Origin of the sequence: Bifidobacterium sp. wkB344, assembly GCF_003688305.1 — a bacterium.
Lineage (GTDB): Bacteria > Actinomycetota > Actinomycetes > Actinomycetales > Bifidobacteriaceae > Bombiscardovia > Bombiscardovia mizhiensis.
The window spans coordinates 271,264-293,409 of record NZ_NPOQ01000009.1 but is presented as its reverse complement, the minus strand read 5'-3'; the positions used below and the strand labels follow the sequence as shown (position 1 = coordinate 293,409).

Here is a 22,146-nt window from a genome sequence, read left to right as displayed (position 1 = left end):
GTCTTAAGAAAGGAAACGATGACATTGGTATAGCTGGAATGCGATTCAGATAGGACTAATATGAGCTTGTCATCACTATCCCCGGTTTAAATTTAACGAACCTTTACGCTCTTGATGTACAGACCCTGATTGAAGAGGCTCAGCCTCAAAGTCTGCACGCTCACAACTCCCTAAGGCCTGTTACCTGAGTATCGACGCATCAGCGGACCGAGCGACCATCCCGCAGGCGTCACCTAACGGATTCACCTCATCGGTGGGGGGGGGGGGGGCGATACCGCTCATCCATGTTCAGGACCTTGATTGTCACGACCCACCTGATAATATTGTCCGCGATTGACTAGTTTCTAGCGACCAGGTCACACAACCTAGACATAAGCCATTTTCACAATGTTGGGAATGCTACTGCCTTCTACTACGTAGAAGAACAACATTACATTAAAGCAACCTAGAAATCTATATTCTGCAAATCCGTGACAGAGTGTTGGAGCTCTTTCGACGCCAACCCCGCCACGGGGGTAGATCCTTAGGGACTCATCTAAACCTCGACCTCACGCTCATAGCGGTCCAATGTTCCGGATGAATATCCAGCTTCGTCCCCAACCACTCCTCGACAATACCTGATTACAGCCGCGGCGCCAGACAGAGATCATGATATCTTCTGCGGCTGATATCGTTCACGTCTAACATCAAACTCGTCCAATCAGCCAACAATCAGAGCAGTTTACACTTCGACTAGTTGCCCTTGTACGTGTTCTTCATATATCAATTAAATTATACTGCATTCACGTCATATAGCTGCAAATTAGACATTTTCTGAAAATCATGCCTTAAATAGGTCCTGGTGTGGGCCGCACTATGGTTGGCCTCAGCATAGAGTTCAGTTCTTCGTTCGCTATCTTCTACTATCTATTACTGACGAGAACTCTTGCCATTATTGTTATGGGGGAGGGGGCACTCTTATCAGAATAAGAAGTGCTTTCGTAATCACCTAGTTTACAGCTCATCGCAAATTCCCTGCATCAGTTACTACTGACATAGGCTTTCCTTTTCACATTGTGACTTGTTTCCTTAATCTTCTTAAACTTTAAAAACACCACTAACCAGTCCATGGATGCAATATTGAATTCACGCCTGATCGCAGACTCGTCACAGTGTATTCTGCCTAAGCTCGAATGTCAAAAATTCCCCGACCAATTATCCTCTTTCTGTCTTGCCTACTTCTTCTGTAGTTAATATTTTCAGAGCCGCTAATACTTTATGGGAACCCTTATTAGAATCACACAACTGCTCTCAGTTCTTCTGTGCCTCAATTAACGTTAGTCCATTCATACAAAACTAATCACCGACTGTTTGTTGAAGCAATTTTCTGTCTATTGTCAGCTCTTCCCAGTAGCCGTTATAAGACAAAATCTCAAGTCTTCTACCTGATATCTAAACTCCGTAACAATCACCTTATTATGGAGCATAATTTGCCACATTGCCTTATGCAATAAACAATTTTAAAAACTGATATTCCTAGATTAAATCATTTTAACTCAAATAACACCTGATATATGTTTTTTCTATGGATTCGAAGGTTATATAAGAAAGCATGAATGAACAAAGCCGTATTTATCTTAGCTGAGGATTTATAGTAATGGTATACGAAGAGCTTCAATCAGGAGCCAAACTTATATGAACGAATTTTCTATTCTTAGAGTAAGATTCCATCGGAATTCAAGACTCCTATAATTCTTGTACTTGCACAAAATCGGTAACATCATGAAGAGTCTTGATCTAACGTTGTCTACCATGTTAAGAAAAGATCGTTCCAACAGGGCCGACATTACAAACCGGAGTTTGGTAATCGCAGTTGGAAACAACAACACTGCTTTCAACCATTTACGAGTCTTTCAAACCTATGAGAGCCCCCATGTGTCCACAAAGCTCTCAACATGATTTTACCAGCATCTTTGCCAAATCTAAACAATGTTGTTGACGAAGGAGTCATCTTCAACATAGTGACCATTACCTAACCATTGAAATGAATAATCAATGCCGTTAGACTACCTTCATTTTCTCTGTACGTGCATTCATTTTCTCATTATGTAGATTACGGCCCTTCCAGTACAAAGAAGAGGTTGCCTAATGAAACTGATCAGCCACACCCTGAAGCAGAAAGTCAAGCAGCTTGTCTGAATCAGACTCATGTATTAGAAGGCAAACGCAGAAATCGCTTGGACCGGAAATATGGTTTATGAATGACTAAGACTTTTCAGTCATCAAGTTCTATTTTACTTAAAAAAACGGAACGTGGACTTAGGAGTGTTCTTCTTTGCGGCTCTGACCGTATATCTGGGTCAAGCTAGCTTATCCTTTTACTTTTTTTAACTTTCACCGTGCTGCCATCAGGAAGGAATGCAAACCTTACACGGAGATCAATTCTGCTGTTTCGGTGCACTCCGTATTGTGTTGTCCAACCTATTAGCGCTGTGCAATGAATAGATTTAAATTTTGTCTCTCTTTCTTTAGACGCTTGTGCCAGTAAGTTTGTGACCAACTTGTCGAATCTCGGGCTTTTGCATTCTATTTGATAAGCGGCTTTCACTGCCTCGTAGTGAACGGTCCATGGTCGCCCGCCTAGATGCACGAAAAAAAGCAATACTACATCCCTGGCAACTGATGTAGTTTCGTTACATAGCACAAAAGATTTATTTTTGAAACCAAATTTAAGAACCCACTTGTATTCAATTTGATCAGATGCGATTGACAAGGACTGAATGCTGAGCTTATTGGCTTCTACGGCCAATTTGTTGGCGTTACCGGATCTCACATTGGCTATTCTGGCTATTTCGTTGGAAGACCTGACGGCTTCGTTAGATTCTTTAGACAGGCTGTTCGCTTTTTCAGACAGGCTGTTCGCTTTTTCAGACAGGCTGTTCGCTTTTTCCGCAATTTTCCCTGAGTGACGCGTCTGAAGCAACGCTATGATACCGGTCAATCCTCCAATGATACCGGTTAATCCTCCGTAACCACCGATATGTTGAACTATATGATTGAGGAAATCGAGAATTGCCGAGAACATATTAGCAATTTTAACCCACAATCCAGGAGTTGCATAATGAAAACTGCTGACAGTAAGGCAGTATAATCAGAAATTCTCCGACTTTTATATTCGAATCTTAGACTAAAGAGAGAGTTCAGCCTGCATATGCAAACAGATAGGCGCGCAGAGTTACCAACTGCTTCTTCGGTGTTTGCCATCCTGCTCCGTAAGAAGTGATGCTTATTCACCGAGCAGACAATCCTCCTCGCGAAAGTGGTGGGATCATGACTGTCATTCTTCTCAGCACATACGAAAAAATCTGTTCTTGCCTGTGCCGGGATGGCAAATAAAACGTTTGCTATACAACCGTCCATAGGAAAACTAGCCGCTAACGTCAACATCAAGCCAAATTAGCTGTTTTATGCACTCTCTTCGGAAGCAGTCTTTGTGTGTACGATTTCACCAATAAAAAGAAACCTTTTCGTTACAAAGCAACCCGGTATCGAATTAGTCGAGTTCCTCTACTGCCCCAACCATAATTGTAATTACTCCTCCCGCTATTCAAAATGACACTGTAAACGGTCCAAAACATGGTCTATCGTCTGAACGAATATGATGCATAGTATCGGCGTTTTGTGCGGACTTCAGAAGGCCACTGGTTTAGGTACTTCAAAGTTCTCTAAACTGCACAACCGAAGACCAGCATTCATTCGGCATGTTCGTCGCGCTCAAAGACAAGCCGCAATTGTTAGATTGCGAGTTTACCTTATTATTGCATGAGGAGATGGTACGGGTAATCTGCCAGAACTTGCGAAACGTCGTAGAGCAGTATGGGCGATGTTGCCTAAGAGCGGGATTTACTGTTCAGGCACAACAGAGAACGGACAACCTCGCTATCCTAAACCACGGTTAAAGTTTGCAAACACTGATTTACATATTCAAAAATGGCTAGGCGAGTTGTGACTTGAAGAAGAACAAATGGAACCAAACTTATATCTAGCTTCGCTTATGTCCTGCATCGGTGGGAGCCGCAATAACTTCTATATTTGTATCTTAGTAACGCTGAAGCAAAACAGGCCCAATCGCTGTACTCTATAACTCCCATAGTGAATTATTCGATTTATCAACATAACTTAATAAAAGGTATTTACATGAGGAGAGTATCAACCTGCTCCCCTCATTAAAAGATCGATGACTCCGCTCTCGTAATTAATCAAATAATGGTTAACCCTATGCCGGTGATAAAACCAGCTACCCGTCCTGCAGACAGGGTTCTCTGCATGCTCATAATTCCCGCAATGCCAACAGGTACACCAAAAACCAGTCCAAGAGCCAGACCCGTCAGCAAGCTGATCATTATTACTCCTAATAAGCAGCGGGTTCTGACACAATTACCGCGTGTTCAAAGTCGCAGAATTTTCTTCAATGACGGTTCTCTCAGGCTCGACTCGCTCAGGATTCAAGGTAACATCGCCAAATCCATCCGTCCGAATGGTTCCTGACTGCGGATTGAGTATGCTGTCTACATAACCCTTGGCTTCCACATCCACACTTGAATACTTGAAAGCCAGGGTTGTGTTGATCAGACGGCAGTTGCGCAGAACAAGGTTATCTATGTAGCACATGCCCTGCAAACTTTCGATCTGACAATTCTCAAAAGTCAGGTTTGTAGAGTTCCAACCTAGGTATTCCACCGAGATGGTTGAATTCTGCACTGTTACATTCTCCGTGTTCCAAAAAGCATCCTTGGACAGTATTCGAGCATGGTCAATATTTATGTCACTGACACCATCAAAGGAATAGTTGCCATCCAAACTGAAATCGCCTGCATTGATACCATGGCTGTTCATTGCAAAATAATCGCCTTGTGCGCTGACGCGCTCCATATCGATGTCGCTGCAATTCCATAGCGTCTCATCCGCATTAGGCATCGTTACGTTCCTCATTGCTATGCCACTGGAGCGCCTAAAAGTTTTTGGGGCCTGAATAGTGGTGTCCTCAAGGCTTATGTTTTGCGTATACCAGATTCCAGCTCTGGCCATGGTGAACAGCGTGCAATCCTTCAAGGAAATATCTTTGCAATACCATAGCGGATACTTCCACTGAAAGCCGCTCTGGCTAAGACGTATATCACTGGCGTGCTTGAGCGGAGATTCCCCATCCGCAAAGGTGACCGAGTCGAAATCATGATGTTTGCAGAAGAAAGCCGCGCGTTCACCCGTCAATCGCCTTTGCACGGTTTTAGGACGCGGGCCGGGTTCTGCTTCCACTTCATTTGACTCTCTCACCCCAGAGACCTGCGACTTCCCCCCAATTTGAACTCCAGATTCAGATCTATTTGTATTGATTTGAAATGAACTGGAAGTCATTAACTGTTCCTTTCGTCAAAGCAGCAAGCAATTAGATGGAATTCACTAGAGCGATGACGCCCATGTGCTGAAACTAAAAACAGTAAACATCAATGGTTGATTCATATCAAATACCTATATTTAATGTATAGTCATGCTTAATAGATATGATGAAATAAGGGATCTGACCTTTAAGATGCCCATGAATGTCAGATTGACATAGGCAGAATCATCATGCAAAGAATCAAGCCTTTGATCATGATCTCGTCAAAAGTGAACCACTTGGAGGCTTAGATTGAATTTACGGGTGCTGAGGTATTTCCTGGCCATCGTCGAAGAGGGAAGCATCACTGGGGCAGCTGAGTACCTGAGCATATCCCAACCATCCCTGTCCAGGCAGATAAAAGATCTGGAAGATCACCTAGGACACAAGCTCTTTGACCGCGGAAGCCGTACAATTACGCTGACTCCAGCAGGAGAACTGCTGCGTGACCGGGCACGCGAGATCGTGCTCATGGCTGACCGTGCTGAAGCTGAGCTCACAAGCATGGACAAGCCAATCAACGGCAATGTCTACATCGGCGCAGGTGAAACAGAAGCCGTGCGCTTCCTGGCAAGGGCCGCAGAGTGCATGCTGCAGCAATATCCTCAGGTAAAGTTCCACATTTTCAGCGGCAATGGTCAGGCCGTAACAGATCAATTGGAATCAGGGCTTCTGGATTTTGGCCTACTTTTTGAGCCCTCGGACAACACCAAATACTCCTATATCAGCTTGCCTACAGCCGACAGATGGGGGTTGCTCATACGCAAGGACTCCACGTTGGCCAGCCATGATGGCATACGCCAGCAAGATCTTGGCCAGATACCCCTTCTGCTCTCACGGCAGGTCAGGTTCGACAGCAATTCAGCGGATGGAGTTCCTTTCCCGAGCACGAGCTGCATGTTGTAGGAACCTACAATCTGCTCTTCAACGCGTCACTATTCGTCAGCGAAGGATGTGGTTACGCGCTCTGCCTGGACCGGATCATCAATCTGACCGAAGACTCAAATCTGATCTTCAAACCTCTGGTGCCTGAACTGAGAACAAGAGTGAACCTGGTCTGGAAGAACGATAGGCATTTTTCTTCGGCTGCAAGTCATTATTTGGAAATATTACGAAGGCAGATTGGAGCAGAAAACGACTGCAAATCTGCAGAGACCAGGAAAACGCTATGATGCAACTCGAAATGTAAGCAGAACCACAGAACCCAGCCTGCACTAATTGAACTACCGGCTCATAGAGTTAAGCTGGGAGGGTGCATGTGCTGACGTATCCGGTCCATATTCCATATCAGTCCTGGTCGTATCTGGAAAGCTCGATCAGGTTCTCATCGGGGTCCCTGACGTACACCGAGGTGATGGCCCCATGCGCGCCAGTCCGGCTGACCGGACCCATATAGTCAACACGATGCTCATGAAGCGCGGAAACCACATCATCCAGCGAATCCTCCACAAGCAGACACAAGTCAGCCGAACCGGGCGTAGGCCTATCTGCCTTGGGATCAATCTCATGGCCGACCTGATGAATGTTGATCTTCTGCTGGCCGAATTTCAGCGCCAAACGCCCATCGCCGAACGTCTGTACCTGCATGCCCAGCACATCGTGGTAAAACGCGCAGGTCGCATCGACATCCCGCGCTGTGATGACCAGATGATCCAAACCAGTGATTCTCATGAACTCAACTCCCATCGCCTAGTAACCCAAAAGACAGCCTAAGCGGGCGCATTCGAAAACTGGCATTGGTGCCAGCAGTGAAGGCGACCCATAGTCACAACAGACAAGACTCCTGCCAGAGTCAAGAAGAAACCAATCGGATGAAAGCTCGGCAACGCACCCATGCAAAAAACGAATACCAACATATAAGCAAACGGCATTATACATACCGTTTCGAGGGCCATAAACTGTTGCCGTTCACATCCAAGACGGCAGCGAACCTGTGTCTTGGGAGATCATACGGTCAGCGAGGAAGGGAACATCATGGCCACAAAGCAAACAGCAGGAAGAGAGCAGTTGGGCGAATTCGCGCCTCAGTTCGCCGCTCAGAATGACGATGTTCTATTAGGCAAAGTCTGGACTGATGAACAAGCACTGTCTGCGCACGACAGAAGCATGATCACCATAGCCGCATTGATTGCCATGGGCAGCACAGAACAGCTCGACGCTCACCTGAACATGGGAAAAAAGAACGGCATCGCCAAGGACGAGATAGCAGCAGAAATTACCCATCTGGCTTTCTACGCAGGCTGGCCGAAGGCCTGGTCGGCTTTCAACCGCGCCAAGCAAATCTGGCAAAATGATGACTGAAGGAGAATAAGGCATGGAGCAAAACGCCAAGACGGCAGTCCTGGTCTTCCATCCCCATATGGAAGCCTCACGGGTCAACGCCCGCCTGATGCGGGAAGCCAAGGGGCATGAAGGATGAGGGTATCCTGGTCCGGGACGAATATGCTGCCTTGCGCTCCAATCAGATCGACATCCCTAGTGAGCAAGCATTCGTCGAAGGCTGCGACCGTCTGGTATGGCAGTTTCCCATGTATTGGTACAGCTGTCCTCCGCTGCTCAAGGAGTGGGAAGACCTGGTGCTCACCTACGGATGGGCCTATGGTACCCATGGCGATGCCCTGAAAGGCAAGGAACTCATGCTCGCCGTCTCTGTCGGCTCTCCTGGAGAGAACTATCACCATGAGGGTGAATTCGGCTACACGGTGGACGAGCTCCTGGCTCCGTTCAAAGCTACCAGCAATCTCATCGGAACCGTCTATTGAAAGCCCTTTATTCTGACCGGCGTTAGCTCAGGTATGAGCGATCAGAGCCTGGAAAAGGCAGCCAAGGATTATTTGAGCTGTCTGCAAGGCGACTGGCCGGCACAGTAAGCCTCAACAGGAATCCCTAATATCAAGACGAGGGCTCCCACACTGTAATCTTCAAGTGCGGGAGCCCTCGTCTTATCAGCTCAGCGGACCTCAGTCACTGTGTATAAGATAACCCATGCAGACGTATGGCCTCCTCAGGCGTATCCACATTAAGAAATAGGCGGCCTCCCGTATCCATGGCTCTGATGTCATGCATATCGTCATCATCAAGACTGAAATCTGCAATATTGTGGTTCTCGCGAATCCGTTCCTCATGCGCGGATTTCGGGATGGCGCATATCCCCTGCTGGGTCAGCCAGCGCAATATTATCTGGGCCGGTGACTTGCCATAGCGCTGGCCGATACGCATGAGGACAGGATTGTCGAAAATTCCCCGACGACCTTTAGCCAGAGGCGCCCAGGCCATGGGTGCAATCCCTTGCTCGTCCATGACCTTTCGAAGTGCGATCTGCTGAGTGAAGGGATGCAGCTCAATCTGATTGACCATGGGCGCGATTCTGCTGGAAAGTATCAAATCAATTAGCCGGTCAGGCAGGAAATTGCAGACTCCGATGGCACGAACACGGCCTTGGTCATACAGGTCTTCCATAGCTCTCCACGACCCCTGATAATCGCCATAAGGCATATGGATAAGGTACAGATCCAGGTAGTCCGTCTGCAGGTTGATCAGGGTCTTTTCAAAGGACTGCATCGTCCCCTCGTAACCATTTTGCTGAATCCAGACCTTTGAGGAAAGGCTCACTTCCTCTCGAGGAATAGCAGATTCCCTCAGCGCATCCCCCACTGCTCTCTCGTTGCCATAGAAGGCAGCTGTATCGATAAGGCGGTAGTCCCAATCGAGGGCCGATGCCACCCCACGTCTGCATTCATCCAGATCACCTATCTGGTAGACTCCGAATCCCAATATGGGAAGCTCGAAGCCATTGCTCAGCTGCAGTTTTTCCATGCGCTATCGTCTCCTTGGTGATCCCTCCTGCAATCTAACAAAGCATAGGAAGACAGTATTGCCTGCCACTTTTGGCTATATATTCATCCTCTGCTTATGGGGATGCACACCGGACCTTCGACCCCTGCCAGTAATGCTACAGTATCTTTCGGAAGCATTCCTTCCCCGGACGAGACGCGCCGTACCCGGATCGACGACGACGCTCAACAGGTCACTCGTGGAAGGACGTGGTTGGTTTGTTCCTAATGACTCAGCTTATTGGATTTCTGCTGCTCCTCATGGCCTTTGCTTCGATGATGCTGCTAGGCCTGCCCAGCGGCAGCCGGGTCAACCTTGTTTTGAACCTTATCGGCGCATGTTTGCTGGCCGTCGATGCTCTGGCTAACCGGAGGTGGGCCTTTTTTGCCCTTGAATGCGTATGGGCCATAGTTGCGCTATACGCCATCATCAGATCATATTTAAAAAGCGATTCATTCACGACCAAGAATTGCAGCTCAGCGACAAGGCAAGGGCAGGGTATCTGCATCCGACCCATAGAAGCGGAACTGACTGTCTGCAAAGTTGCTGATTATACAGAGATTGATCTGAACTCACCTTTTGTTTTTACAGGACGAACCGACCAAGAGGCTTCATTGGTCTGTCCAGCCGACATGGTTCCCAGCCAGACCCTGGAGCGCAGTGACGGCTGGCGAGCCTTCCGCATCCAAGGCATTCTCGATTTTTCGCTCATCGGCATCCTGGCTCCGATCGCCACCATTCTGGCAAACAAGGGCATAGGCATTTTCGCTGTCTCGACCTACAACACGGATTATGTCCTTACCAAGGCCGAGGACTTCCCTGCCGCCCTGAATGCCCTCGACAAGTCAGGATATACGATCATCTGATTGACCAACAGCAACATTAATCATGACCGCCGATGCTGCCCATATATAAACAAACACCCTTCGTCGTTGAATATATTGCAACGAATTCGGCGCTTTTGCAGGCCCTTCCTTTCGTCTAACTCCCTGTGCTTCACCTGTACTTGGTCAATATCGAAAAGATGCAGACCTAGTGCCAGTCAATGCCACTTTTACGAGAAAATGACACATACACTGGCCTCAACAAAGGTTGCTTCCTGAAAATAGGCGGGCTGCCAGATGACCTGCCACAAGTGACGAGAAGTACAAGCCTGGAGGATCAGATGAGCAACAATCGAAATGAACGTGCGAATAAGAACCAAGGCAGGCATGAGGGAAACTCCTCGCGGAGCGACAACACACGTGAAAGTTCCCAACAAACAACCATGAACGACAAGAACTACATGCCAAAACCAGTGGAGAACGCGAACGCCAGAAAAGAAAGCCAGGCAGTAAATGCCCCCAAGCCGAAGCCTGTACCAGAACAAACAGGCGAGAAAGAAGGCAGGGATTCATCCAAGAAGGACGCCGATCAAAGCAGACCTGAAGTACGAAATAAACAGGAACAGGCCGGTCACGTAGACAGAGAGCATGATGGTCCCTCTCATGACGACAAGCCGAGCCAACCCAATAAGACTGCCGCAAAGGATGCGCCTGTATCTGTCGGCAAACCATCTCAACCAAGTGTTCCCAGCTTACCCAAACCACGGAAGGCGAAGAACCATGACTCCTTCTATCTGGGCCTTGCCTCGGCAGTCCTAGTCGCAGCTCTAGGCCTCAGCCTGAGCACCATGCCGATTTTCTTCTCCCTGCCTCTTGCCGCAGTCTTATTCGGAATTGGCATCTGGCTCCTCTCCTATGCCAGCTTCAAGTCTCCCGGCAAGCCGGAGGGAGAGGGAACGGAGACGGACAGGCATACCAGGACGGTAGTCGTGGCGACGGTCCTTCTGGTGCTGCAAACCTTCATCATGGATGTCTTCATCTTCACCCGAATGGGAACAGTCGGCAAACACCAGAACGCCATCGTGATCACCTGGATCATCGCCAGCATGATCGAGACCCTGGCTGCCTTCGCCCTTATCTACCATCACAATCCCCTGCAGTCCAAGCCCAAGGAATCCGCGGCAAACGACAAGCATGAGGGAAAGGAATAAGGCGCCACAGCGCACATAAATCAGAAGCGACGCACAAGTCCAGAAAGGCGGACTGACCGTCAATGTGAGATCGCCACAGCAGACGAACAAATAAGCTCGCCAAGTCGTTCTGTCGCCAAGGTCTCGTGCCCACTGAGATTTTGCGTCTCAGGGTGCCGCGTATCATTCTTGAAGACGCGCGGCACCCTTGCATGATCAACCCACATACCGCAGCTGGTCATAGCTGGAAAGTGTCGGATGGACAGGGCTACGATGCCATGCGCTATGCCGACCGGCTCCCAAAAAATTCGGCAACAAAACCGTGAGCCCACTCCTCGGACGTTACAACTCTTCAGACATTGCATAGGTTGCGCGGGTGCAACTATGCGGGCACAGCTTCATGTCCCTTCTATTTCTCGCCCACTTTCGGAAAATACCTTGAGCTCGGTCCCTTCTCGACTGATACTTATAAAGCGCAAGCACATACAGGCTGCACTAACCTCCCAACAGCAAGGTGCAGCAACTAGAATCAATGGTGAAATTGCTCACACATAGCTGTGCTTGAAAAAGGAAAGACATGAGTGGACCAGAACAATCCCACATAACCTTCGGGGTCCTCAAAGAGACTGACGATCATGAGTCCCGTGTGGCCCTAACCCCTGACATCGTGACCCGACTGACCAGACAAGGCGTTACCTGCCTATTGGAGTCCGGAGCCGGAGCGCGAGCCGGCTTCCGGGATGAGGACTACCAACAGACGGGGGCCACAGTCACCGACAGGAATAGCGTCCTATCCAAATCAGAAGTCCTGGGTTTCGTCAACAGACCGGATAGCTCATTGCTGAAGCAGATTCCAGCCGGAACATGGATCATCGGCATGCTGGGGTCTTTGAGTGACAGTGACTACATCACATCCTTGGAGGCCGCCGGACTTACCGGAATCGCTATGGAGCGCCTCCCCCGACAGCTCAGCTCGGCCCAGTCCATGGATGAGATGACCTCACAAAACTCGGTCATGGGATACAAGGCGGCCCTGGTGGCTGCCGATGCCTATGGATCCTTCTTCCCCATGATGACCACTGCAGCAGGAACCATTCGACCAGCCAAGGTCCTGGTCCTGGGTGCAGGGATTGCAGGCTTGCAGGCCATCGGGACCGCAAAACGTCTGGGAGCCGTGGTCACCGCCTATGATGTCAGGCCCGCTTCCAGACAGGAGGTGGAATCCCTGGGAGCCAAGTTCCTCGACCTGGGACTGGACTTCTCCAAAGGACAGGGCCAGGGCGGCTATGCGCGGCAACTGACCGATCAGGAGCAGGCCCAGCAGCAGGCCGCGGTGGATGCCAAAGCGGCAGGCTTCGATGTGGTCATCACCACGGCCAAGGTTCCAGGTGGAAAGCCTCCCCGCCTCCTGAGCGCCAAGGGTGTGGACAACCTGCATCCCGGAGCCGTGGTCGTGGATTGCGCCGCCAGCGACCTGGGCGGCAACGTCGAGGGATCACAGGTGGGAACCAGGACCACCGACAAGGGAGTCATCATGATCGGGGCACCATACCTGGCCAGCGGTGTAGCCACGACGGCCTCCAACCTCCTGTCCAGAAATGTAGCGGACGTACTAGTGCACTTCCTTCGTGATGGCGCGCTTAGCATCAAAGCAGACGACGAGATCGATCAAGCACTGGTTGTATCTAATGCATCCGATTCCGGCGCGCGAGGAAGCGCTGATACCCCAGATGCCGAAGAGACCGAAGAGAAAGGTCAAGAGCAATGAATTCTGTGGTCATAGCAATTACGCTCTTCATTCTGGCGCTACTGATCGGCGTGGAGGTGATTGGCAAGGTTCCGGCCACACTTCACACGCCGCTCATGTCGGGCGCCAACTCCATTCATGGCATTGTGATCGTGGGAGTAGTCATCATCGCGGCAGAGGCTCACTCCCCGCTTTCCTACGTACTTATTTTCCTGGCTGCCGTCCTTGGCGCCATGAATGTGGTGGGCGGCTACGTGGTGACCGACAGGATGCTGGAGATGTTCAAGTCCTCCAAACCCGACAAGGAAAAGGATAAGGCAGGCCAGGACGAACAGGCTTCGTCCGCCACGACCGAGACCACTAAGAACGAGGGAGCCGACAAGTGAACACCCTGGACATCATCACCTGGTTTGTCTACCTCCTTTCCTCAGTCATGTTCGTCATGGGCCTGCACTACATGAATTCCCCCAAGACGGCCCGTACAGGTAACCGGATTTCGGCAGCAGGCATGGTCATCGCCGTGGCCATGGCCTTCATCCACCTGTTCGCCACCGGTTTCACCTCCTCCCTGGCCATCATTCTGCTAGTGCTCGGTATCCTGATCGGATCCGCAGCAGGGGTCTACTCGGCCAAGAAGGTCAAAATGACGGACATGCCTCAGCTGGTTTCTGTCTTCAACACGGTCGGCGGCGGCGCAGCTGCCTTGGTTGCCCTGAATGACATATTGACTTCTGAGAGCACCCCGACTCTGGTGGTGCTGATCACCGCCGGCCTGGGCGTGGTCATCGGTTCCATCACTTTCACCGGCTCACTGATAGCTGCCGGCAAGCTCCAGGGCATCGGCCTGATCAAAAACCTGAAGTTGCCAGCAAAGGCCGTCTGGAACGTGCTTTTCGCCCTGTTGACGGTCCTCAGCCTGGTCATGCTCTGCCTGAATCCCGACAATCGAACCCTATGGGCCATCCTCACAGCCATCTTTGCCCTGGGCTATGGACTGGTCTTCGTCATCCCCATTGGCGGCGCCGACATGCCCGTGGTCATCTCCGTCTTGAACGCCTGCACCGGCACAGCTGTGGCCATGAACGGCCTGGCCATCGACAACGTGGCTCTGATCGTGGCAGGCGCTTTGGTTGGTGCAGCAGGTGCGACTCTGTCCGTCCTGATGGCCCAGGCCATGAACAGGCCGCTCCTGAGCGTCCTAGCCGGAGGGTTCGGCGGTTCCTCTGTCAGCGCCAGCCAGGATCAAGGTGCCCAGGGGACTATGAAGGAGACCACACCCGACGATGTGGCCGTCCAGCTGGTCTATGCCGACAAGGTCATCTTCGTCCCCGGCTTCGGACTGGCACAGGCCCAGGCCCAGCGCGAACTGGCCGACCTGGGCGAGCTGCTCAAGGGCCGAGGCGTGGAGGTCTCCTATGCCATCCATCCTGTGGCCGGCCGTATGCCCGGACACATGAACGTCCTCTTGGCCGAGGCCAACGTCCCTTATGAGGAATTGATTGACCTTGATGACATCAACCCCCAGTTCCCCTCAGCCAACGTCGCCTTGGTAGTGGGCGCCAATGACGTGACCAACCCGGCCGCACGCCGACCAGGGACCGCAGTCTCCGGCATGCCCATCCTGGACGTCGACAAGGCCCAGCACGTTGTCGTCCTCAAGAGGGGCAGAGGTAAGGGGTACGCCGGCATCGAAAATGAGCTCTACTTCAACCCGAACACACAGATGCTCTTCAACGACGCCAAGGTCAGCCTCCAGGCGATCATTGCATCCGTCAAGGAGCTCATAGCCTGAGCATATGCTGTAGTCTGAGCCATGGCTCCGGATCGGCTTGGCTGGTCCGGAGCCAATTATCGTCGAACAGGAAGGACCCACATGCTGTCATTTGTCAACGACTATTCCGAGGGCGCCCACCCCGCAGTCCTGCAGCGGCTGATCGACACCAACATGGAGCACCTTCCCGGCTATGGCAAGGATCGGTACTGCCTCTCCGCCGCTCAGAAGATCGCCCAGGCCTGCGACTGCCCCCAGGCTCAGGTCTATTTCATGGCCGGAGGGACCCAGACCAACCAGGTTGTCACCTCCTGCCTGCTGAAGTCCTACCAGGGAGTAGTCGCTGCAGATACGGGCCATGTCAACGTCCACGAGGCCGGTGCCATTGAAGCCGTAGGCCATAAGGTCCTGACCATTCCCGGCGAACAAGGCAAGATTCGTGCCGAGGACCTTAAGGCTTTCCTGGAAGGCTTCTACGCCGACGAAAACCACGAGCAGATGGTCTTCCCCGGCATGGTCTACATCTCCCACCCCACCGAGTATGGAACCCTCTACACCCGTCAGGAGCTGGAAGACCTCTCGCAGATCTGCCGGGAACACAAGATCCCGCTCTACCTGGATGGGGCCAGGCTGGGGTACGGACTGGTGGCCCCCGGAACCGACGTTGATCTGACGGACATAGCCCGTCTCTGCGATGTCTTCTACATCGGCGGAACCAAGGTGGGCGCACTCTGCGGCGAGGCGGTAGTCTTCCCCAAGGGTAATGCTCCCGAGCATTTCAGCACCATGATCAAAAGAAGGGGAGCACTTCTGGCCAAGGGAAGGCTCCTGGGGGTACAGTTCGATGCCCTCTTTACCGATGACCTCTACCTGCGCATCAGCCGCAACGCCATCCAGACAGCAACGATGGTCAAGAAGGCCCTGCGCGAGAAGGGGTATCAGATTGTCATGGACTCCCCCACCAATCAGACCTTCGTCCGCCTGGACAATGAGCGCATGGATGAGCTTTCCGAGCAGGTTGCCTTCGACTTCTGGGAACGTAGCGATGCCACCCACACCGTGATTCGACTGGCCACGTCCTGGGCGACGACGGTCGAGGACACCCAGACTCTGATCAATCTGCTGTAAAAGCCGTCCAAGCTTAACCAAGGCAAACCAAGGACATCCTGCCACCCCTCCCCTGCTGATCTTCCTTAGGGGAGGGGTATTCGTATATACACGTGAACTTTCATCCGCATGTAGACACGGCCAACCCCACACTGTTGGACATATCACACTCTTCCGAGGTGAGTGCAAAGCTGTCGTTCAGTAAGATTTTTATTGCAACGATGCTGATGCACACATCCCCGCCCTAAGGATAGTGGGCGGAATGCTTCAACGATGAAAGGAAGCTTATGAAAGCCGTTGTTTTCGAACAATTCAACACCTTCCCCACTCTCAAGGAAGTGCCGGAGCCGACCCCTGGAAGCGGCGAAGTTCTGCTCAAGGTCGCCGGAGCAGGTTGCTGCCATTCCGACGTCTCCGTCTTCCAGGACTACACCCCAGAAACCGGGAGCCACACCAAGCCGCCATTCATTCTGGGGCACGAGACCACTGGTTGGGTCGAAGAGGTAGGACCCGATGTCACGGGCTTCAAGAAGGGTGATGCCTACATCGTCTATGGGCCCACCGGATGCGGTCACTGCCCTCACTGCGTGGCCGGCCAGGAGAACTACTGCTCCAGCGCCGCGACCAATAAGTCACTGGCCCTGGGTTTGGGTCGCGACGGCGGCATGGCTGAGTACATGACTGTCCCTGCCCGCAACCTGGTACCCCTGGGCGATGCGGATCCAATCGGTGCTGCACCCCTGGCTGATGCGGCTCTGACTCCCTACCACGCCATCCGGGCTGCCATGCCCCACCTGAACGGCGGCGGAAAGTACGCTCTGGTCATTGGCCTGGGCGGACTGGGCCAGATCGCCATTCAGATTCTGCACGCTTTGACCGGCGCCACCGTGATCGCCACCGATACCAAGCCGGAGGCTCTAGCCAAGGCTGAGGCCAAGGGTGCCATTCCCGTTATGAGCGACGAGCACCAGGTGGAGAACATCAGGAAGATCACCCATGGCGAGGGCGTGGATGCTGCCTTCGATTTCGTGGGTGTGGCCCCGACCATTGCTGCCGCGCAGGCTTCGGGCGGCCCGGGATCCCGGGTGACCGTGGTCGGCATCGCCGGCGGCAAGGCGGAATACGACTGGTACTCCAAGCCCTGGGAGCAGGAGCTACTTGGCGTTTACTGGGGCTCCATCCCTGAGCTCTATGATGTGGCCAACATGTATCGCAACGGCCAGATCGAGACCGAGATCGAAACCTACTCGCTGGACAATGCCCTCGATGCCTACCACAAGCTGGTCGACAACAAGCTCTCGGCCAGGGCTGTTGTAGTCCCCCACACCAAGGCTTGATTTTCCCTTGAATGTAGACGAAGAAACGGTTTATCCGTTGACCGGATTTAAGCACAATCAGATTCATGTGCTGACACCGTTCTTCGCCTACACGCGCTGATGGTCGGTCATGGTCTCGTCATGAAGACCGTGACCGACCACAGCATCTCACCAAGTTCCCCCAAGCCTGCGTTATTTACAGTGCGTTCGATTGCGGAGCATCGCTCAGTAGCAAGTGGACCAAGAACATACCGTTTGTGGATTCCAAGCTCATGGAACCGCCCAGCGAATCCACCAGGGAGTCAACAATACTGAGACCCAGACCTGTGCTTCTGATCTTGGTCCGTGATTGGTCATCTGTCTGGAACCGTTCCATGAGTCTGTCCACATCGACGGCTCCGCCCTTGGTTTTGTTGCCGAAGTCCAGATGAATAATCCCGTCTTCACCCTTGTGCAGGTCCACCCAGGCTGATTCCTCCGCATACTTGAGCCAGTTGCCGATCAGGTTCTGAATTATTCGACTCACCATGGTCTGGTCCGTCGTAATTTCCACACCAGTTTGGATTCTGGGTTCCACCGCAACCGACCGCGCAGTCAAAGAATCGAAAGCGTTGAAGAGCTCCTGTTGAATCAGTTCCGATAGGTTCACCCTGGTCAGATCCAGGCTCACGCTTTTCTCCTGTATCAGATTGAAATCCATCAGGTAATGAAGATAGTGATCCACCGACTGCAGGTTGTTGAGGATCTTGCCCAATTTCTCCTGATCAGCCGATCCCTCCTTGAGCAGCTGGGCGTATCCCCTGGCCACGGTCAAAGGGGTCTTGATGTCATGAGTTAGGTTGGTCAGCATCTGCCGGACTTGCTTGTTCTGCCCAGCCTGGGTGATCTGCAGTCGTCTGGTCTTGTTCAGAACGGCGTTGATCCTATCTGCCAGAGTGCGGATGAGCCCGATATTGGACCCGGTGGTTACCAAGGCATTGGTGTCGGCATGGTTGATGAAATCCAGATCATCACTGATCCGTTTGAGGTCGACAATCAGCATTATCAGGCCAATCGCCAAGGCGAGGGCGACAAGACCCAGAACAAGTGCAATCACCTTCACGGATTCACCTCCGACGACCCCTTATTCATCGTTCTTCTTTCCGAGCGAATTTAAACCAGGCGAACCCCGATGCCCCAGACCGACACGATGTAGCGCTGGCTGTCGGCATACTTGTTCAGGCTGGTCCGCAAGGTGCTCAGGTGCACATTGAGAGTGTTCTCGGCATTGATGTAGGGCTGGTTCCAAACCTGCCTGTAGAGATCCTCCTTCTCGAAAACCCGATGTGGATGGTCCATCAGAAGCTCAAGAATGGCAAATTCCTTGCGGGCCAGATCGACCCGGTGCCCATCAACGCTTACCGTGTGCTCCATCCGGTCCAGCTCGATCCCCTCGAAACAAGTCTTGGCGGCGGATTCACCTGCTGCATCCGTATCCGCTTTCAGTGCCCCGGATTGACGCAGCTGGACCTGGACGCGAGCGCGGAGCTCGTCGATGTCAAATGGCTTGGTCACATAATCATTGGCACCCTGTTCCAGGAGGCTGACGGTCCTGGTCTTGTCCTGGATGGCCGTGAGGATGATGACCGGCACCGATGACATACGCCGAATGGCCTTGAGAACGCTGTCCCCGGTGACTACAGGGAGCATCAGATCCAGAAGGATCAGGTCGGGTTCCTCCTGCTGAAAGCGAGCCAAGGCCTGGGCGCCCGTCGTCGCCTGGATAATCCTGTAGGTCTCGCCCAGCACATCCTTGAGCAGGGACTGGATGTCCTCCTGATCCTCCACGACCAGAATCGTCGGCATACTGTCTTCCTTTCGCAGGTCACTCTCATGCTACTGGAGCCGCCTAACGAGGCCAGTATCGCCCAAGCGAATTTATGCAATTCTTAATGATTTCTTGGCCAAGCACTTAAGAAAGGCATTTTAGATTCTCTGATAGCGACACAGAGAAAGGAACTCCATGGACGATGCCATTCTGGATATTAGCCATGTCAGCAAACGGTTCGGCCGCTTCCAAGCACTGGACGATCTCAGCCTCTCCATAAACAAGGGCGAGATCTACGGGCTGATCGGCGAGAACGGCGCCGGCAAAACCACCCTGATGCGTCTGATCACCGGACTGTCCCCCATACAAAAGGGGAGCATAAGGCTGATGGGGCACACAATTGGCAAGAACAGCCGGATACTAAGCAGGATAGGCTCGATCATTGAGGCCCCGGCTGCCTTCAAAAAACTCACCGTCAGCCAGAACATGAAACTGACAGCCATCCAGCATGGGCTGACCGACGACAAGGCCATCGATCAGACCATCGACTTCGTCGGCCTGAGCGAAAAGGCCAAGACTCGGGCCGGTCACCTCTCTCTGGGCCAGCGTCAGCGCTTGGGTCTGGCCATGGCCATCCTCACCCGACCCGATTTCCTGATTCTGGACGAGCCCATCAACGGCCTGGACCCGGCAGGAATCATGGAATTCAGAACACTCCTGGACAGGCTCAACAAGGAGCGCCAGACGACCATTCTCATCTCCAGTCACATTCTGAGCGAACTCTATCTGGTCTCCTCCCGGTTCGGATTCATTAGCCACGGCCGCCTGATCAAGGAAGTAAACAAGGATGAACTGGACCGGATCAATCAAAATGGACTTTTAATCGACGTGGACCAGAGCTCCAGGGCCGCCATGATCCTGGATCGCCAGGGAATCGGCCCCTTCCAAGTCCTTGACGACCATCAGATTCTGATCAAGCAGGGGAATCTGGAACCGGGCCCCATCAACAGACTTCTGGTTCAGGAAGGCATCCTGGTCAATCAAATCAACCAGCAGAAGGGATCGCTAGAGGAATATTTCGCGGATCTGCTGAACAAGGACTCTCAAGAGTCGAGGAGACAACAATGATTAACCAGATCAGGGCCGACTTTTACAGGCAGCGACGCTCCATCGGCATGTTGATTCTGCTGATTGCCACTGTGGCCCTCGGCATAGTGGCCACATGGTGCAAGACGACCATAGGAATTAGCACTGGTGGCGAAGAATACGATCATAAACTGATGGAAATCGAAGGCCAAAGCTGGACCATCAGGACTGGCCTGCAAGTGGGTGTCGCCTCCGCCTCGTCTCTAATTTACTTTTACATCGCGGTCTTTGTTATCGTCATTGGTGCGGAATACAGCCAGCACACCTTGAAGAACACGCTGACATCGGGCATCTCGCGGATACAGTTCATCCTGGGCAAGTACGTGACCATCCTTACTGACATCATCCTTCTGACCCTGTGCTATTTCATCACTATTCTGCTGACCGGACTGGCCCTGGGAAGGAAGCCTGGGGCCGGCTGGGGCATTTTGTGCAAGGATGTCGCTGTCATGACCCTATCAGTCAGCTTCTGCATTTCCGTCATCATCAGCCTGGGCATTATCCTCTTGATTATTACCAAATCCCTGGTCATCCCAGCGGTGGTGATCGTGATATGGCCCGTGCTGATCGGCCTCGTGGAGTTCACTGCGAAATGGAAATGGCTGAAATACTTCGACTTCGTCGGGTTCGGCGAACAGATTGTCTTGAACACTCTGAAGGCCAATCAGGTCTGGATCTATGCCGGAGTATCCGTGGGCGTGATCCTGGTGGCTATCTTCGGGTCGGCTCTGATCATATCCAAGCAGGAGATCTAAGCGGGGTTAGATTGCACCTGGTCCGGCTCTTGATCGCTGACGGCCTGCAAGGCCATATGGGCAAAGGCCCTGACGGAGGTATCCAGGGAGTAGTGTTCCTTGGTATGTTCGGCATAGCGTCTGGACCAGACTGCAAGGACATCAGGATGGTCTATCCACCAGTCAATTTGCTCAGCCAGGGATCGGGCCCTGCCAACCGGGAAGAGCGAGTGCTGCGTCAGGGCGAAGTGTCCTGCGGCGCTCAGATCAGACTGGGCGATGATCGGGACTGCGCCGCAGGCCATCCCCTCCAGGACGCTGACGGATTCCAGATCCGCGATGGACGGGTGGACCAGCAGGTCGGCCTGCCTGAGCAGATCAGGCATGGTCGCGTTCTGATGGAATCCAATCGAAACCTGCATGCCGGCCAGCTGCCGGGCGGCTTCCGTTCTCAGCCGGCGCTCCATGGGACCTGTACCTGCTATGGTCAAGCGGATCCTGTATTTGTTTCTGCATAAGGCCAGGGCACGGATCAGGGTCAGATGATCCTTTTCCCGAGCCAGCCTGCCAGAAGCCACGACCTGGATCAACCGGCCGGATCGCTGCCGCTCGTATCGGTCACCAGGGTTGAACCTGGGCTGGTATCCGTTGGATATGACGTGCAGACGGGCCTTGTACCCATGCGAGCGCAGCAGGTCGGCCGTCAGCTGGGTGGGAACGTGGATGTGCCCGACATGGTCGTAGAGCCAGAACCGAAAGAGCCGGTAGATGGCCGCATCCACCCCGGGCAGCCAGCGCAATGGGCCTGCGGAATAAGTGATGTTCTCAGGCTGAATGTGAAACCCTGCGGTCACCGGTATTCCCATGGACCTGGCCTGTGCCAGGGCGGCCCGGCCGAAGGCGAAGGGCTCATAAATATGGACCAGGTCAACACCGGTAAAGGCCCTTCGGAAAAGTTCCGGATCGGCACGAGCGAAGCTCATCTGCTGCCTGGCCGCCACACGGGAGACCAGAGGAATTCGATGCACTCGCGCCGGATACTCGGTCGATCCCACCCCCACCAAGCGGACCCTATGCCCCAGCGCTTCCAGACCCTGGGCGTATTGGATGGCGGAGTTGGAAGTCCCGTTGCCCCTGTTGCCAAAGGAGTCCAGAACCAGGGCCAGCGTCAGGCGCTTAGGATCCCTCATCAGCCTTCCCCCTGCTGTTTATCATTAGCAGCTTTGGGCCGGACCAAAAAGGGCGACGACCCGA

20 protein-coding genes and 1 riboswitch are annotated in these 22,146 nt (G+C 52.5%); of the genes, 12 read left to right on the top strand and 8 right to left on the bottom strand.

Features of this window, described 5'->3' with window-relative positions; genetic code table 11:
- Positions 1 to 2,344: 2,344 nt before the first annotated feature.
- From CI601_RS08380 to CI601_RS02765, 3 genes are all read right to left on the bottom strand, one after another.
- Complete coding sequence (locus tag CI601_RS08380) at positions 2,345 to 3,064, bottom strand: hypothetical protein (protein ID WP_147437928.1); 720 nt, start codon at positions 3,062 to 3,064, stop codon at positions 2,345 to 2,347.
- Positions 3,065 to 4,238: 1,174 nt separating this feature from the next.
- Positions 4,239 to 4,382 carry a hypothetical protein gene (locus CI601_RS08420; protein WP_183129712.1) on the bottom strand — a complete coding sequence of 48 codons (144 nt, stop codon included), beginning with the start codon at positions 4,380 to 4,382 and terminating at the stop codon, positions 4,239 to 4,241.
- A gap of 34 nt (positions 4,383 to 4,416) precedes the next feature.
- Positions 4,417 to 5,394: a DUF3737 family protein gene (locus CI601_RS02765; RefSeq protein ID WP_121914191.1), complete on the bottom strand. Its 978-nt coding sequence runs from the start codon at positions 5,392 to 5,394 to the stop codon at positions 4,417 to 4,419.
- A gap of 286 nt (positions 5,395 to 5,680) precedes the next feature.
- On the opposite strand from CI601_RS02765, the gene CI601_RS08580 reads away from it, so the two are divergent.
- A complete protein-coding gene (locus CI601_RS08580; RefSeq protein WP_310886177.1) occupies positions 5,681 to 6,322 on the top strand; it encodes a LysR family transcriptional regulator in 642 nt (213 codons plus the stop codon).
- A 381-nt stretch (positions 6,323 to 6,703) separates the two neighbouring features.
- Here CI601_RS08580 and CI601_RS02755 read toward each other — a convergent pair whose 3' ends face one another.
- The gene (locus CI601_RS02755) at positions 6,704 to 7,087 is read right to left on the bottom strand and encodes a VOC family protein (protein WP_121914190.1); all 384 of its coding nucleotides are present in this window, start codon (positions 7,085 to 7,087) and stop codon (positions 6,704 to 6,706) included.
- 303 nt (positions 7,088 to 7,390) lie between these two features.
- Here CI601_RS02755 and CI601_RS02750 point away from each other — a divergent pair, with 303 nt between their 5' ends.
- Both CI601_RS02750 and CI601_RS08510 read left to right on the top strand, forming a co-directional pair.
- Positions 7,391 to 7,717, top strand: a complete 327-nt coding sequence (locus CI601_RS02750; protein WP_121914189.1) for a carboxymuconolactone decarboxylase family protein — start codon at positions 7,391 to 7,393, stop codon at positions 7,715 to 7,717.
- A 107-nt stretch (positions 7,718 to 7,824) separates the two neighbouring features.
- On the top strand, positions 7,825 to 8,178 hold the full coding sequence (locus tag CI601_RS08510) for an NAD(P)H-dependent oxidoreductase (protein ID WP_259465289.1): 354 nt from the start codon (positions 7,825 to 7,827) through the stop codon (positions 8,176 to 8,178).
- A 202-nt stretch (positions 8,179 to 8,380) separates the two neighbouring features.
- Here CI601_RS08510 and CI601_RS02740 read toward each other — a convergent pair whose 3' ends face one another.
- Positions 8,381 to 9,232 (bottom strand): aldo/keto reductase, encoded by an 852-nt coding sequence (locus CI601_RS02740; RefSeq protein WP_121914188.1) that lies wholly within the window; start codon positions 9,230 to 9,232, stop codon positions 8,381 to 8,383.
- 145 nt (positions 9,233 to 9,377) lie between these two features.
- A riboswitch (guanidine-III (ykkC-III) riboswitch) is annotated at positions 9,378 to 9,438 on the top strand.
- Positions 9,439 to 9,459: 21 nt separating this feature from the next.
- Between CI601_RS02740 and CI601_RS08475 the strand changes: the two genes are divergently transcribed.
- From CI601_RS08475 to CI601_RS02705, 7 genes are all read left to right on the top strand, one after another.
- On the top strand, positions 9,460 to 10,116 hold the full coding sequence (locus CI601_RS08475) for an ACT domain-containing protein (RefSeq protein ID WP_259465288.1): 657 nt from the start codon (positions 9,460 to 9,462) through the stop codon (positions 10,114 to 10,116).
- A gap of 299 nt (positions 10,117 to 10,415) precedes the next feature.
- Positions 10,416 to 11,285, top strand: a complete 870-nt coding sequence (locus CI601_RS08375) for a hypothetical protein (RefSeq protein ID WP_147437927.1) — start codon at positions 10,416 to 10,418, stop codon at positions 11,283 to 11,285.
- A gap of 556 nt (positions 11,286 to 11,841) precedes the next feature.
- Positions 11,842 to 13,032, top strand: coding sequence for an NAD(P) transhydrogenase subunit alpha (locus CI601_RS02725; RefSeq protein ID WP_121914186.1), 1,191 nt, complete (start codon positions 11,842 to 11,844; stop codon positions 13,030 to 13,032).
- Complete coding sequence (locus CI601_RS02720) at positions 13,029 to 13,397, top strand: NAD(P) transhydrogenase subunit alpha (RefSeq protein WP_121914185.1); 369 nt, start codon at positions 13,029 to 13,031, stop codon at positions 13,395 to 13,397. The genes CI601_RS02725 and CI601_RS02720 overlap by 4 nt, the downstream gene beginning before the upstream one ends.
- On the top strand, positions 13,394 to 14,803 hold the full coding sequence (locus CI601_RS02715) for an NAD(P)(+) transhydrogenase (Re/Si-specific) subunit beta (protein WP_121914184.1): 1,410 nt from the start codon (positions 13,394 to 13,396) through the stop codon (positions 14,801 to 14,803). The genes CI601_RS02720 and CI601_RS02715 overlap by 4 nt, the downstream gene beginning before the upstream one ends.
- 81 nt (positions 14,804 to 14,884) lie before the next feature.
- A complete protein-coding gene (locus tag CI601_RS02710; RefSeq protein WP_121914183.1) occupies positions 14,885 to 15,910 on the top strand; it encodes a low specificity L-threonine aldolase in 1,026 nt (341 codons plus the stop codon).
- Positions 15,911 to 16,176: 266 nt separating this feature from the next.
- Positions 16,177 to 17,226, top strand: a complete 1,050-nt coding sequence (locus CI601_RS02705) for an NAD(P)-dependent alcohol dehydrogenase (protein ID WP_024626613.1) — start codon at positions 16,177 to 16,179, stop codon at positions 17,224 to 17,226.
- A 175-nt stretch (positions 17,227 to 17,401) separates the two neighbouring features.
- On the opposite strand, the gene CI601_RS02700 is transcribed toward CI601_RS02705, so the two are convergent.
- Both CI601_RS02700 and CI601_RS02695 read right to left on the bottom strand, forming a co-directional pair.
- Positions 17,402 to 18,307, bottom strand: a complete 906-nt coding sequence (locus tag CI601_RS02700; RefSeq protein WP_220702617.1) for a HAMP domain-containing sensor histidine kinase — start codon at positions 18,305 to 18,307, stop codon at positions 17,402 to 17,404.
- A gap of 50 nt (positions 18,308 to 18,357) precedes the next feature.
- Positions 18,358 to 19,050 (bottom strand): response regulator transcription factor, encoded by a 693-nt coding sequence (locus CI601_RS02695; protein ID WP_121914182.1) that lies wholly within the window; start codon positions 19,048 to 19,050, stop codon positions 18,358 to 18,360.
- A gap of 157 nt (positions 19,051 to 19,207) precedes the next feature.
- Here CI601_RS02695 and CI601_RS02690 point away from each other — a divergent pair, with 157 nt between their 5' ends.
- Positions 19,208 to 20,140 carry an ABC transporter ATP-binding protein gene (locus CI601_RS02690; RefSeq protein ID WP_121914181.1) on the top strand — a complete coding sequence of 311 codons (933 nt, stop codon included), beginning with the start codon at positions 19,208 to 19,210 and terminating at the stop codon, positions 20,138 to 20,140.
- Positions 20,137 to 20,913 carry an ABC transporter permease gene (locus CI601_RS02685; protein WP_121914180.1) on the top strand — a complete coding sequence of 259 codons (777 nt, stop codon included), beginning with the start codon at positions 20,137 to 20,139 and terminating at the stop codon, positions 20,911 to 20,913. The genes CI601_RS02690 and CI601_RS02685 overlap by 4 nt, the downstream gene beginning before the upstream one ends.
- On the opposite strand, the gene CI601_RS02680 is transcribed toward CI601_RS02685, so the two are convergent.
- Positions 20,910 to 22,082, bottom strand: a complete 1,173-nt coding sequence (locus tag CI601_RS02680) for a glycosyltransferase (RefSeq protein WP_121914179.1) — start codon at positions 22,080 to 22,082, stop codon at positions 20,910 to 20,912. The two genes, CI601_RS02685 and CI601_RS02680, sit on opposite strands and share 4 nt — an antisense overlap.
- Between the last annotated feature and the right edge of the window lie 64 nt (positions 22,083 to 22,146).